Origin of the sequence: Enterococcus quebecensis (assembly GCF_001730365.1) — a bacterium.
Lineage (GTDB): Bacteria > Bacillota > Bacilli > Lactobacillales > Enterococcaceae > Enterococcus_L > Enterococcus_L quebecensis.
The window spans coordinates 229,325-242,358 of record NZ_MIKB01000013.1 but is presented as its reverse complement, the minus strand read 5'-3'; the positions used below and the strand labels follow the sequence as shown (position 1 = coordinate 242,358).

General features: G+C 35.4%; 11 protein-coding genes and 1 tRNA gene. 10 read left to right on the top strand and 2 right to left on the bottom strand.

Translation table 11 applies throughout. The features are described 5' to 3' along the window. Positions 1–82: 82 nt before the first annotated feature. Positions 83–1,357 (top strand): NCS2 family permease, encoded by a 1,275-nt coding sequence (locus BCR23_RS07400; RefSeq protein WP_069634850.1) that lies wholly within the window; start codon positions 83–85, stop codon positions 1,355–1,357. A 52-nt stretch (positions 1,358–1,409) separates the two neighbouring features. Here BCR23_RS07400 and BCR23_RS07395 read toward each other — a convergent pair whose 3' ends face one another. Next, the gene (locus BCR23_RS07395; RefSeq protein WP_069634849.1) at positions 1,410–2,810 is read right to left on the bottom strand and encodes a TrkH family potassium uptake protein; all 1,401 of its coding nucleotides are present in this window, start codon (positions 2,808–2,810) and stop codon (positions 1,410–1,412) included. Positions 2,811–3,167: 357 nt separating this feature from the next. On the opposite strand from BCR23_RS07395, the gene BCR23_RS07390 reads away from it, so the two are divergent. The 7 genes from BCR23_RS07390 to upp all read left to right on the top strand — a co-directional run bounded on the left by BCR23_RS07390 (position 3,168) and on the right by upp (position 10,470). Continuing rightward, a complete protein-coding gene (locus BCR23_RS07390) occupies positions 3,168–4,685 on the top strand; it encodes a flavocytochrome c (protein WP_069634848.1) in 1,518 nt (505 codons plus the stop codon). A gap of 172 nt (positions 4,686–4,857) precedes the next feature. Further along, positions 4,858–5,451 carry a thymidine kinase gene (locus tag BCR23_RS07385; protein ID WP_069634847.1) on the top strand — a complete coding sequence of 198 codons (594 nt, stop codon included), beginning with the start codon at positions 4,858–4,860 and terminating at the stop codon, positions 5,449–5,451. A gap of 58 nt (positions 5,452–5,509) precedes the next feature. Further along, the gene (gene prfA / locus BCR23_RS07380) at positions 5,510–6,583 is read left to right on the top strand and encodes a peptide chain release factor 1 (protein ID WP_069634846.1); all 1,074 of its coding nucleotides are present in this window, start codon (positions 5,510–5,512) and stop codon (positions 6,581–6,583) included. After that, positions 6,576–7,427 carry a peptide chain release factor N(5)-glutamine methyltransferase gene (prmC, locus tag BCR23_RS07375; RefSeq protein WP_069634845.1) on the top strand — a complete coding sequence of 284 codons (852 nt, stop codon included), beginning with the start codon at positions 6,576–6,578 and terminating at the stop codon, positions 7,425–7,427. Before prfA ends, prmC begins: the two co-directional genes overlap by 8 nt. Positions 7,428–7,429: 2 nt before the next feature. Further along, positions 7,430–8,467, top strand: a complete 1,038-nt coding sequence (locus BCR23_RS07370; protein ID WP_069634844.1) for an L-threonylcarbamoyladenylate synthase — start codon at positions 7,430–7,432, stop codon at positions 8,465–8,467. Between the two features lie 55 nt (positions 8,468–8,522). After that, positions 8,523–9,761 carry a serine hydroxymethyltransferase gene (glyA, locus tag BCR23_RS07365; RefSeq protein ID WP_069634843.1) on the top strand — a complete coding sequence of 413 codons (1,239 nt, stop codon included), beginning with the start codon at positions 8,523–8,525 and terminating at the stop codon, positions 9,759–9,761. A 79-nt stretch (positions 9,762–9,840) separates the two neighbouring features. Then, positions 9,841–10,470: a uracil phosphoribosyltransferase gene (gene upp, locus BCR23_RS07360; RefSeq protein ID WP_069634842.1), complete on the top strand. Its 630-nt coding sequence runs from the start codon at positions 9,841–9,843 to the stop codon at positions 10,468–10,470. A gap of 97 nt (positions 10,471–10,567) precedes the next feature. Here upp and BCR23_RS07355 read toward each other — a convergent pair whose 3' ends face one another. Next, complete coding sequence (locus tag BCR23_RS07355; protein ID WP_010763354.1) at positions 10,568–10,804, bottom strand: hypothetical protein; 237 nt, start codon at positions 10,802–10,804, stop codon at positions 10,568–10,570. 138 nt (positions 10,805–10,942) lie between these two features. Between BCR23_RS07355 and BCR23_RS07350 the strand changes: the two genes are divergently transcribed. Together BCR23_RS07350 and BCR23_RS14490 are read left to right on the top strand one after the other, a co-directional pair. Then, a tRNA-Thr gene (locus tag BCR23_RS07350) sits at positions 10,943–11,015 on the top strand. A 799-nt stretch (positions 11,016–11,814) separates the two neighbouring features. Then, on the top strand, positions 11,815–12,552 hold the full coding sequence (locus BCR23_RS14490) for a DNA/RNA non-specific endonuclease (RefSeq protein WP_167352160.1): 738 nt from the start codon (positions 11,815–11,817) through the stop codon (positions 12,550–12,552). The last annotated feature ends 482 nt before the right edge of the window (positions 12,553–13,034 follow it).

The following is a 13,034-nucleotide window of genomic DNA, read 5'->3' as shown; positions in this document are numbered from 1 at the left end:
TTACGGTATTAAACTTTAAGTAAAATGTACAAAAAATGAACAAATCGTCTATACATTTGTTTGATCAACAAGGAGGGATTAGATGTTTCAAAGAAAGAAGCTTAGTAAAGAAGAGTTAAAACGGGAAATACTGGCAGGAACAACCTCATTTTTCGCCATTTCTTATATAATAATGGTGAATACAGTTATCTTAGCAGAGGCAGGTATGCCTAAAGAGTTAACAATTTTTGGCACGATTTTTATTTCAATTATCGGATCTATTTTGATGGGACTCGTTGCGGATGCACCAATTGTTTTGACCACGGGAATGGGGGTCAATTCCTTCTTCACTTACACATTAGTATTTTCCTTAGGATTAACGTGGCAACAAGCTCTGGCAGTTAGTTTTTGTGCGGGTATCGTTTATTTATTAGTAGCTTTTACGAAGTTAAGTAAATTATTTGCTGAAGTTGTTCCCGAAACCTTAAAAACAGGAATTACTGTAGGAATTGGTTTTTTTCTGGTATTGATTGGTTTGGAAAAAGGACACTTGATTTTGAGAGGAGAGCATACTTTTTTACAGTTAGCTTCATTAAGCAATCATTTGACATTGCTTACCTTATTTTCATTGATTTTGACAGTATTTTTATTTGTAAAAGGGGTTCAAGGCAGCTTTTTTATAGGTATTGTTGTTGTGACCCTGATCGCAAATATTATGGGAATGGTTACACCTACAGAACATTTTTCGTTAGGCGCACTAGGCAATTATTCTAACATTTTTTTACAATTAGATTTTAGTTCATTTTTTTCTAAAAATTTCTTATTAGGTGTTTTTGCGTTGTCAATGATCCTTATTTTTGAATCAATGGGGTTGCTCAAAGGATTGATGCCAGAAGCAGATGAACAGAAATATTTACGAGCATATCGGGTGACAGGATTTGTGACGTTATTGTCGGGTATTTTTGGAACAAGTCCCACTGTCGCTGCTGCCGAAAGTGCCACTGGGATTGAGGAAGGTGGTAAGACGGGGGTTACTTCAATTACAAGTGGTATTTTTTTCTTTTTGGCTTTGTTAGCCTTGCCGTTGTTGTCTTATATTCCAGATTCGGCGTTAGCTCCAGCAATTATTATTACAGGGTTCTTGATGATCCAACAGATTAAAACGTTGCATTTTGATGATTTTAGTGAGTATTTTCCTGCGATGTTGATGATTGTTTTGATTCCATTTACTATGAATATTTCAGATGGAATGGCTTTTGGATTTGTGGCTTATCCAATGACAAAATGGATTGCTGGAAAAAAAGCTGATCTTTCTTTACCATTATGGTTGATTTCTGGTTTATTTTTGATTTATTTAATCGTCAATGTACTGATATAAATAAAAAAGGCGGAATCAAAAGCAGTTTAATCTGTTTTTGATTCCGATTTTTTTACCCAATAATAATTTTTTCAGAAGGATACTCATAACCAATATCCCGTGTTTCTTTCGGGACAAATAACATCAACGTATAAAGCATACCTATTCGTCCAATAAACATCAACAGTGCAATCATCAATTTGCCTACTGTGGTTAAATCAGAAGTAATCCCCAAAGATAAACCTGTTGTACCAAAAGCAGAGGCGACTTCAACAATGATTGCGATCAGGGGATGATCTTCTGTCGCAGTTAAAAATAATACCGCAAAGAAACACATAATCAGGGAAAGCATAAAGACAACGATTGATTTTTTTACATCATCTTCATCGATTCGTCTACCAAAAACATTGATCTTGTCTTCACTTTTTAAAAATGCGTACAAATATAAACCAATGATGGCAACAGTTGTTGTTCGTATTCCACCGCCAACAGAACTTGGGCTACAGCCGATAAACATCAATAAAGAGAAAACCATCAGTGTGGTGATTTGAAAATCACCTAAATCATTGATTTGTAAACCCGCATTTCGTGTTGTTATAGAATAGAACATCGATGTAATCCAGCGTTGTACTTCATCCATACCAACAAATAAATGATCTTTTTCTAATAAGTAGATTAGAAGTGTTCCACCAATAAATAAAATCACAAAAGCCAATAAAGCAATCTTACTAAATAATGAAAAACGGAAAGGTATGCCTTTCTTTTTCTTTTTAAAAAACAACCATTCACGAATTTCCATCAATACAGGAAAACCAATCCCACCTACAAAAATCAAAAACATGATTGCAATCAAAAAGATATAGTCATTAGCAAAGGGGATAATAGAATCGCCCGTAACGTCAAAACCTGAGTTTGTAACGGCAGAAATCGATTGATAAAAACCGAAGAAAATGGCTTTAGGCCAACTTTGATAATAACCTGCAAAATAAAAATAAATGGAAAAAAATAGGCCAAAAATCATTTGGAACCACAAAATGATCGTAAAGGTAATGCGAATCAAGCGGACGATACCGCTCAGTTTCGGCTGATTCATATCAGTCATGATTAATTGCCGCTGTTTTAAAGAAATTCGGCGCTTAGATAAGATAATAAAAGCTGTAGAAATCATCATAATGCCTAACCCGCCAATTTGAAAAAGAATCTCCATCAAAATGATGCCGCGATCATTAAAAACAGAATTGATATCAAAGGTGGATAAACCAGTAACACTTACAGTGCTGACTGCCATAAATAACATATCGATGAATCCCACATGAGAGCCTGGTTCCCGAAAAATGGGCAAACAAAAAAGTATATAAGAAATCAGAGTCATAATAATGTAATACGAAACAATAATTTGAATAGATGATAAATTTTTAGCAATAAAATGCCTTCCTTTTCGTTGAGCTAGCCATAAAAAACGTATTTGACTCATAATGGACCTGACCTCCTGAATATCAATAAAACCAGTATAGCAGAAAACAAAAGATGGGCAAATAAAGAATAACTCCCTAAAAGAAATAAGAAATTGATTAAAAAAAACAAGAATATGGTACAAACAAAACAGAACATGTTAATTTATTGGAAGGAGTAGGTTACTGGTTGATTTTTCATTTGTGAATAAAAGAGCAAAATTTTATTTTAAATAGAAATCTAAAGGTAGAAATGTTTTAATTTGGTAAATATCATTTGTTTTTGTATGTTCATTAATTCACATTTTTGAGTAATTTATCAAATTCAAGTGAAAAGTAAAGGGAATATTGGTTAAAATTCACATGAGGTGGGGAAAAAAATGAAAAAAGTAATCATGAGTGTTTTATCGTTAAGTTTGGTTCTAGGAATTGCTGCTGGGTGTACAAGTGATCAAGAAAAGGCGGCGAAGAAAAATAAAGCAACAAAAGAGAGTACAGAAGTAACTTCAGGGGCATCGTCTAATGGCTATACAGACTTAAGCGAGCTAGAAGACAACTACGATATTGTAATCATTGGTGCAGGTGGTTCAGGTATGACGGCAGCACTGCAAGCAAAAGAATCCGGAATGAATCCAGTGATTCTAGAAAAAATGCCAGTGGCTGGAGGAAATACAATTAAATCTTCTTCTGGAATGAACGCATCACAAACAAAGTTCCAAAAAGAAGAAGGAATCACAGATAGTAATGATAAATTCTTTGAAGAAACATTAAAAGGTGGAAAAGGTACGAATGATAAAGAGCTACTACGCTATTTCGTTGATCATTCAGCCGATGCGATTGATTGGTTAGACAGTAAAGGAATCGAGCTTAGCAATTTAACGATTACTGGCGGTATGAGTGAAAAACGTACCCATCGACCAGCAGATGGTTCTGCAATTGGTGGTTATTTAGTAGATGGCCTTGTTCGTAATGTTAAAGAAGAGAAAATTCCACTGTTTGTGAATGCAAACGTAACAGAATTAATGGAAAAAAATGGTCAAGTGGATGGTGTTAAAGTAAAACTAAATGATAAAGAAACAAAAGAAATTAAAGCAGGTGCAGTTATCGTTACAACCGGCGGTTTCGGTGCAAACAAAGAAATGTTGGAAGAATACGATCCAAAATTAAAAGATTATGTTACAACAAACCAAGAAGGCAGCACAGGTGATGGGATTAAAATGATTGAAAAACTTGGTGGGGCAACTGTTGATATGAAAGAAATCCAAATTCATCCAACCGTTCAACAAGACAAATCATTCTTGATCGGTGAAGTCGTTCGTGGGGAAGGAGCTATCTTGGCTTCTAAAGAAGGTGTTCGTTTTGTCAATGAAATGGATACACGTGATAAAGTCTCTGCTGCAATTACTGCACTTCCAGACAAATCAGCGTACTTAGTATTTGACCAAGGCGTTCGTGATCGTGCTAAAGCTATCGATTTTTATGATGAACAAGGATTTGTTGTTGAAGGTAACACAATCGAAGAACTTGCAAAAAAAATCGATATGCCTGAAGCTAAATTAAAAGAAACCTTAGAGCAGTGGAATAAAAATGTTCAAGGCAAATCAGACACTCAATTTGGCCGTAAAACAGGTATGGACAATGATTTGTCAAAAGGTCCTTTTTACGCTATTAAAATAGCACCTGGTATCCATCATACAATGGGTGGTGTGAAAATCAATACCAAGACAGAAGTACTCAAAGAAGATGGTTCACCAATTAAAGGATTATACGCTGCTGGCGAATTAACAGGCGGATTACACGGTGCAAATCGAATTGGCGGAAATGCAGTAGCAGATATCATCATTTTTGGTCGTCAATCAGGAACAGAATCAGCAAATTTTGCAGCTGTTCAAAAATAAGTGATCTATATTAAACCAATAGACAAAACCTTAGTGGTTGTCTGTTGGTTTATTTTTTGTGTAAAATGATTGTTCATTAAAAACTAAGAAGGCAATTTTTCAAAAATACTGCTTTTTTATCGAAAATATAGTAAAATACGAGAGGGACAAAACGAAAGGTGACGACGGACGAATGGCACAATTATTTTTTAAATATGGCGCAATGAATAGTGGAAAAACAATTGAGATATTAAAAGTAGCTCACAATTACGAAGAACAAGATAAACCTGTTGTTATTATGACAAGCGGACTTGATACTAGAGATGGCGTTGGTGTCGTTTCAAGCCGTATCGGCCTTAGACGAGAAGCTACACCTATTTTTAAAGAAACAAATGTCTATGAAGTGATTCAAAACTTGGATTATAAACCTTATTGTATCCTAGTAGATGAATCACAATTTCTAGAAAAGAAACACGTGATCGAATTTGCCAAAGTTGTGGATGAATTAAATATCCCTGTAATGGCGTTTGGTTTGAAGAATGATTTCCGTAATGAATTATTTGAAGGATCAAAATACTTGATGTTGTATGCTGATAAACTAGAAGAATTAAAAACAATTTGCTGGTTCTGCCACAAAAAAGCTACTATGAACTTACATTATATTGATGGACAACCTGTTTACGAAGGAACTCAAGTTCAAATTGGCGGTAATAAAGCCTATTATCCAGTATGCCGAAATCACTATTTCCATCCACCAATTGATGGTGAACAAGAAAAAAATAATTAGCTAGAGCAAAGTGAAAAATAAACAATACTTAATTAAATAAAAAGAGGAGCAATTAACTATGTACGATCAGTTACAATCAATTGAAGATCGCTATGAGGAACTTGGTGAGTTACTCAGTGACCCAGAGGTTATTAGTGATACAAAACGATTTATGCAATTATCTAAAGAGGAAGCCAACACCCGTGAAACAGTAGAAGTATATCGTCGCTATAAAACAGTTGTCGAAGGAATCAGCGACACTGAAGAATTATTAGGCGAAAAATTGGATGCTGAAATGGCTGAAATGGCCAAAGAAGAACTTTCAGAATTGAAAAAAGAAAAAGAAGTTCTAGAAGAGCGAATCAAAATTTTATTATTACCGACAGATCCAAACGATGACAAGAATATCATCATGGAAATCCGTGGTGCAGCTGGTGGAGATGAAGCAGCCTTATTTGCAGGTGATTTATTCGGCATGTATCAAAAATATGCAGAATCCCAAGGGTGGAAAACTGATGTGATGGAAGCAAGCATCACTGGAATCGGTGGATATAAAGAAGTTATCATGATGATCTCAGGAGACAATGTCTTTTCTAAACTAAAATATGAAAGTGGTGCGCACCGTGTGCAGCGTGTTCCTTCAACGGAATCACAAGGACGTATTCATACATCAACAGCAACGGTAGTTGTTTTACCAGAAGCAGAAGAAGTAGAACTAGATCTTGCGGATAAAGACATTCGTACAGATATTTACCATGCTAGTGGCGCTGGAGGTCAGCACGTCAACAAAACTGCGTCTGCTGTTCGTTTGACACATATTCCAACGGGTATTGCCGTGGCTATGCAAGATGAACGCTCACAAATCAAAAACCGTGAAAAAGCAATGAAAATTTTACGAGCAAGAGTATATGATCAAATGCAACAAGAAGCACAAAGTGAATATGATGCAAACCGCAAATCAGCAGTCGGTACAGGTGATCGCTCTGAGCGTATCCGTACTTATAACTTCCCGCAAAACCGTGTAACGGATCACCGTATTGGTTTAACGATTCAAAAGTTGGATCAAATTTTAGCAGGGAAATTAGATGAAATCGTTGATGCTTTAGTCTTATACGATCAAACATCAAAATTAGAAGAGATGCAAAATGGGTAACCGTTATTTTGAAGTCCTTGAACGGGCTTCTTCTTTTTTAGAAAAACAGGGAAAAGAAGGCTACAGTATTCTTTTTGTTTTCTTGGAAAGAAAAGGCTGGAGTAAAACAGATTGGTTGCTTCATCTAAAGGAAGAAATAACGCCTGAAGAAGAAGAGCAAGTTAATGAAGATTTAAAGCAGCTAGTTCAAAATTATCCCCCGCAATATTTATTAGGCTATAGCGATTTTTATGAGAATCGCTTTAGTGTGAATGAACACACCTTGATTCCTAGACCTGAGACTGAAGAATTAGTTGATCGTTGCTTGAGAGAAAATCCAAATAACGAGTTGAATGTTGTTGATGTTGGGACTGGAACAGGTGCAATTGGAATTAGTCTAAAACTAGCAAGACCAGCTTGGCAAGTAACTGCAATTGATATTTCTGATGAAGCCTTGAAAGTGGCAGAAAAAAATGCCGAACAATTAAAAGCGGACGTTCATTTTATACATGGAGATGGACTCAAGCCAATGAAAGACCAAAAAATCGATATTCTGATTTCTAATCCACCTTATATTAGTAATGCAGAATGGAATTTGATGGACGAAAGTGTTCGGACTTTCGAGCCGAAAACGGCATTATTTGCTGAAAATGACGGCTTAGCTATCTATCAACAATTAGCTGAAGAAGCAAAAGAGAAACTAAATGTAGCCAGTAAAATCTATTTAGAAATTGGTTTTCAACAAGGAAACGCTGTAAAACAACTGTTCCAACAAGCCTTTCCAGAAAAACAAGTACAAGTTGCCCAAGACCTATCGGGAAATGATCGTATGGTGATCGTTTCACCAAAAAAAGAGGAGGGGTGAAAATGGAAACAAAAAAATTTACTGCCACAGAAATCGATCAAGCCTCAGCGTTAATTCGGCAAGGAGAACTGATCGCTTTTCCAACTGAAACGGTTTATGGGCTTGGCGCAAATGCCCTAGACGAACAAGCCGTAAAACAAGTCTACGCAGTGAAAGGACGTCCAAGTGATAATCCGTTGATTGTTCATGTGAGTGATTTTGAGATGGTCAAACAATACGTAACAGAGTTTCCAGAACATACCAAGAAGTTAGTGGATACTTTTTGGCCAGGACCTCTAACACTGATCTTTAAAGTAAAGCCAGATACCTTTTCAACGACGGTTACTGGCGGATTAAAGACCGTTGCTTTTCGCATGCCCAATAATAAAGCAACATTAGACTTGATTGAGATCGCTAATATACCATTGGTAGGACCAAGTGCCAATACTTCTGGAAAACCCAGTCCAACAACTCCTCAGCATGTCTATCATGATCTACAGGGGAAAATCGCTGGTATTTTAGAAGACGGACCCACTCAAATTGGTGTAGAATCAACAGTACTTGATTTAACTGCTGCAGATGGTGTTCCAGTTATTTTAAGACCAGGAGCAATCACTAAACAACAACTGGAACAAGTGGTTGGAAAGGTAAGGGTGGATCAACATTTAGTCAGTGAAAAAGAAGCACCCAAAGCCCCTGGAATGAAATACAAACACTATTCTCCAGATGTTCCTGTTTGGATCATAGATGGCGATCAACAAGTGTTTGAAAAAGCAATCAATTGGGCAAAAATTAAAAATAAACGAATTGGCTTATTTGCTGATGAGCAAGTGGTTAGTATGTTTTCTAATGAAGTAGACGAAGTTTTTTCATTTGGCGAACATTCAGTAGAAGAAGCGACTAGATTGTTATTTGCAGGGCTTCGATCACTAGATGAGAAGAATATCGATGTTATTTTTGCTCAAGCTTTTCCAGAAACAGGGTTAGGGATCGCTTACATGAATCGCTTGAAAAAGGCAGCAAATCAAAATATTTTAAAAATTAATTCTATTTTCGAGTAGAGAGCTTTTAAGTATGTTACAATCGGTACAAACAAATGAAATGGAGGCTTGTTTAATGGATTATAAAACATTTGATCCTGATTTATGGGACGCAATTGCAAAAGAGAACGATCGTCAGGAAAACAACTTGGAGCTGATTGCGTCAGAGAACGTTGTTTCAGAAGGTGTTATGGCAGCTCAAGGAAGTATTCTTACTAATAAGTATGCAGAAGGGTATCCTGGTAAACGCTACTATGGGGGTTGCGAATTTATTGATATCGTTGAGGATTTAGCGATTGATCGTGCAAAATTATTATTCGGTGCAAAATTTGCCAATGTTCAGCCGCATTCAGGTTCACAAGCAAATACAGCCGCTTATCTTTCATTGATTGAACCAGGTGATACCGTTTTAGGGATGGATTTGTCTGCGGGAGGACATTTAACCCATGGTTCACCAGTGAATTTTAGTGGTAAAACCTATAATTTTGTTAGTTATGGCGTTGATCCAACAACGGAAGTGATCGATTATAATGTTGTCCGTATTTTGGCTCGTGAACATCAGCCGAAATTGATCGTGGCAGGAGCCAGTGCTTATTCACGTACAATAGATTTTGAAAAATTCCGTGAAATCGCAGATGAAGTTGGCGCAAAATTAATGGTAGATATGGCTCATATTGCGGGACTCGTAGCAGCAGGCCTCCATCCCAACCCAGTACCATATGCTGATATTACAACTTCAACAACACATAAAACGTTACGTGGCCCAAGAGGCGGACTTATCTTAACGAATGATGAAGAGTTAGCTAAAAAAATCAATAGCAATATTTTCCCTGGTATTCAGGGCGGACCACTAGAACATGTAATTGCTGGTAAAGCAGTTGCTTTTAAAGAAGCGTTAGATATCAGTTTTAAAGAATATAGCGAACAAGTTATTGAAAATGCTAAAGCAATGACGAAGATATTTAATCAAACACCAGAAGCTCGTTTAGTGAGCGGTTCAACAGACAATCATTTATTATTGATTGATGTAAGTGGTTTTGGTTTGAACGGAAAAGAAGCAGAAGCAATTTTAGATAGTGTAAACATTACTGCAAACAAAAATTCTATTCCCTTTGAACAACTTAGCCCGTTCAAAACGAGTGGTATTCGTATTGGAACTCCTGCAATCACAACTCGAGGATTTAAAGAAGATGACTGTGTGGAAGTCGCAAAACTAATCGTGAAAGTCTTAAATGATCATGAAAATGAGACGACACTTTCAGAGGTTCGTGCATCTGTTAGTGAGCTGACAAAAAAATATCCACTATATAAGTAAAAGATTCGAGTGATTGACTAGTCAATCGCTCGTTTTTGTTTTACAATAGGAAGGAATAAATTAATGAAGGAGAATGAACATGGGAAAATTCCAAGTTATTGATCATCCACTGATCCAACACAAATTAACAATCATTAGAGATAAGGCCTGTGGTACAAAGGTTTTTCGTGAAGTTGTAAATGAGATTGCAATGCTTATGGCATATGAAGTTTCAAGAGATATGCCTTTAGAAGATGTTGTTATTGAGACACCAATCTGTGAAACAACACAAAAAACATTATCTGGTAAAAAGGTAGCAATTGTACCAATTTTACGTGCAGGTATTGGAATGGTAGATGGTATTTTGGAATTGATTCCAGCAGCAAAAGTTGGACATATCGGTTTATACCGTGATCACGATACATTAGAGCCGGTAGAATACTTTGTGAAAATGCCTGAAGATATTGATGCACGTCAATTATTCGTGGTTGATCCAATGTTAGCTACAGGTGGTTCAGCAATCATGGCCATTGATGCATTAAAAGCACGTGGTGGTAGCAACATTAAATTTGTTTGTCTCGTTGCGGCTCCAGAAGGTGTGAAAGCATTACAAGAAGCACATCCGGATATTGATATTTATACTGCAGCATTAGATGAATATTTAGATAAAGACGGCTATATCGTTCCAGGTTTGGGCGATGCTGGTGACCGTTTGTTTGGAACTAAATAAGTAAAATTAAAAATAGCTGGGTCAAGACATCTTTATGTTTTGACCCAGCTATTTTAATAAATAAAAAAATCCATCCAATAATAATGGATGGAAAAATCTATACTTTTTTTAGTTTTTTGTAATTGATGACAATCACACCATTACTTTTAACCATTAAATCAGTGTTATCAGAATTTTCATCAATTTCCACAACAGCAGAATTATTCAATTGTTTAGTGATAATCCCTGTTTGCGGCTGACCATGCATCAAGAAAGTGACCTGAGTATCGACAGTGAATAAATCCCCCTCAGCAGAAGGCTCAACAGGACGATTAAAGTTACCGAAATTAGACATTCAACAAAACTTCCTTTCCTAACTAATTACTATTATACCATAAATGAAGAAAAATTTCAGAAAACTAATCTTATTTTAAAAAAAGAGGTATTTTTGGCTTTACAAAAGGGAGGTTTAGTTCTATAATTTTTTTGTATTGCCAGCTTAGCTCAGTTGGTAGAGCAATGCACTCGTAACGCATAGGTCACAGGTTCGATCCCTGCAGCTGGCATAGTGTAAAGCCCAATATATCAATGTTCTCAGACGTTGGTGTATCTGGCTATTTTTTTTTGCACCCAAAATTCACCACAATAGATAGAGTTGATGAAAGAACAGATAAAGCATTTAAAAGAGACTGTTTTATCTTCTATAGTACAAAATAAAAATCTATCTCATTATTTAGAAATAGATTTTTGTTTGACTATTCTACGAATAAGCCACAGTACAATGATTACTACTGAAAAAAATAGTACTAAGTTACTTGTTTTTATCAAAAGCACACCTAAATCATAGTTGATGGAAAACTGTTTTTGGATTTCTAACAGCTCTTTTTTAGTAAATGTTTCTGGCTCTTGAATGGGTAAAAAATTAAGCGTTAGAAAAATGCCAATTCCTCGTAAAATTAAAAATAAGCAACTAAGTATTATTGTTAATAATTTATTATGCTTTATGAGAGTCACACTCCTAAAGTACCTAGACATGGTAAGTTATTTTATAAAGATAGAAAGTATTATAAAAAGTATCTTCAAGCATACTATCTTATGAATTATTGTAATTTTTTATTTCTTTTAAAATTGAAGTAAAAAAATGATTGAAATCTGTTGAGGAATCTTTTTTATGAGGGAACTTCGTCATATATAGTAATTGAGCTGTTAAAATCTCGGCAATTAGGCTTCCGTTCTCTTATTCACTTCATATTTTTCCTCTGCTGTGTTATTTTTTATTTGTTTAAGAGTATATCTATGAAAGGATTAAGTGTAAAGCGTTTTTTGCTCATACGAATGTTTTTATTTAGAATGGAGGAGAATTTTATGGATAAAATAAAAAAATCTTTAGTATCCATTATGCTGGTGGTTATTTTTACTTTGCCGACGTCTGCTAATGCAAGTGTAATTGTAAATGTAAACACTGCATCTATTGATGAGTTAACAAAAATTACCGGAGTAGGTCCAGTTATTGCGCAATCGATTATTGACAGTCGTCCATACAATAAACTTGATGATTTAATCAAGGCAAAAGGGATTGGCCCAAAGACGCTAGATAAAATTAAGCAACAGAGGATTGCTAGTGTTAGTGATAATATACCACCATTAGTTGATAATGATCATTGGTTGATTAAAGATAGAGTGCTTAAACCCAACATGGAGTATATCACCGGAGAATACGATTATAAATATAGGACAGACCACAGAGGTCGTATAGTGGCTGTCGATATTGGCAAGTTGAAAATGACGACTCGTAAAGTGAGACTACCACATGATCCGAATACTCCTGATAAGTTGTTAGGAGATCATGCAGGGCATTTGACCGGAGATCGCTTTGGTGGATCTCCCAAATTAGACAATTTAGTATCTCAGGCTAGTCATGTAAATTTAAGCAGCTATAAAAAACTTGAAAATAAGTGGGCTGATGCTGTGGTTAAAGGTCAACAGGTAAAGCTAAAAGTTACGCTTAATTATGCTGACAACTCTCGACCTATGGCGTTTTATATTGATTATACGATTGATAATACACAAGTGATCGAGTCAATACAAAATGTAAATCCTTAAATTGTCCCCATCTTATTTGAGGTGGGATTCTTTTGTAACAGATAATAAAAATAACTTACGATAAAATATTCTTTTTAAGAAGCTTAAAATAGAAATGTTCTTAATATAATAGCTCCTACAAGTGTAGGTGATATACAATTAACTAGAAATTCTTTAAAGATCTCTAGCTGTATATGGTCTGCTTGGAAATGGATCAAGCCCAACCCTTTGTTAATATTTAAGTCAAAAATTTTCTCTTAATACGCATATTTCCCGCATTTTGGGCAAGTGAATTTATACATTGTTTTTGATTTTTTGAGAGATGAACTCTTTTTTGTAGGAACAAATTTTATTTTTTTCTTAGTATTTAGCCCATCTAATTGGTAGGAGTCATTACAACTTTCGTATAAAAACGAATGGTTCGTATGAAAAAATTAAGTGCTAATGCTAATAACAAAAATAAACCGATAATACTTTTAATAGACATAACAAACTTCTTTCAC

What these genes read in the sequence shown, in the direction of transcription:
- BCR23_RS07400 (WP_069634850.1), top strand. Translation starts at nt 83, where the DNA reads ATGTTTCAAAGAAAGAAGCTTAGTAAAGAAGAGTTAAAACGGGAAATA.
- BCR23_RS07395 (WP_069634849.1), bottom strand. Translation starts at nt 2,810, where the DNA reads ATGAGTCAAATACGTTTTTTATGGCTAGCTCAACGAAAAGGAAGGCAT.
- BCR23_RS07390 (WP_069634848.1), top strand. Translation starts at nt 3,168, where the DNA reads ATGAAAAAAGTAATCATGAGTGTTTTATCGTTAAGTTTGGTTCTAGGA.
- BCR23_RS07385 (WP_069634847.1), top strand. Translation starts at nt 4,858, where the DNA reads ATGGCACAATTATTTTTTAAATATGGCGCAATGAATAGTGGAAAAACA.
- prfA (WP_069634846.1), top strand. Translation starts at nt 5,510, where the DNA reads ATGTACGATCAGTTACAATCAATTGAAGATCGCTATGAGGAACTTGGT.
- prmC (WP_069634845.1), top strand. Translation starts at nt 6,576, where the DNA reads ATGGGTAACCGTTATTTTGAAGTCCTTGAACGGGCTTCTTCTTTTTTA.
- BCR23_RS07370 (WP_069634844.1), top strand. Translation starts at nt 7,430, where the DNA reads ATGGAAACAAAAAAATTTACTGCCACAGAAATCGATCAAGCCTCAGCG.
- glyA (WP_069634843.1), top strand. Translation starts at nt 8,523, where the DNA reads ATGGATTATAAAACATTTGATCCTGATTTATGGGACGCAATTGCAAAA.
- upp (WP_069634842.1), top strand. Translation starts at nt 9,841, where the DNA reads ATGGGAAAATTCCAAGTTATTGATCATCCACTGATCCAACACAAATTA.
- BCR23_RS07355 (WP_010763354.1), bottom strand. Translation starts at nt 10,804, where the DNA reads ATGTCTAATTTCGGTAACTTTAATCGTCCTGTTGAGCCTTCTGCTGAG.
- BCR23_RS14490 (WP_167352160.1), top strand. Translation starts at nt 11,815, where the DNA reads ATGGATAAAATAAAAAAATCTTTAGTATCCATTATGCTGGTGGTTATT.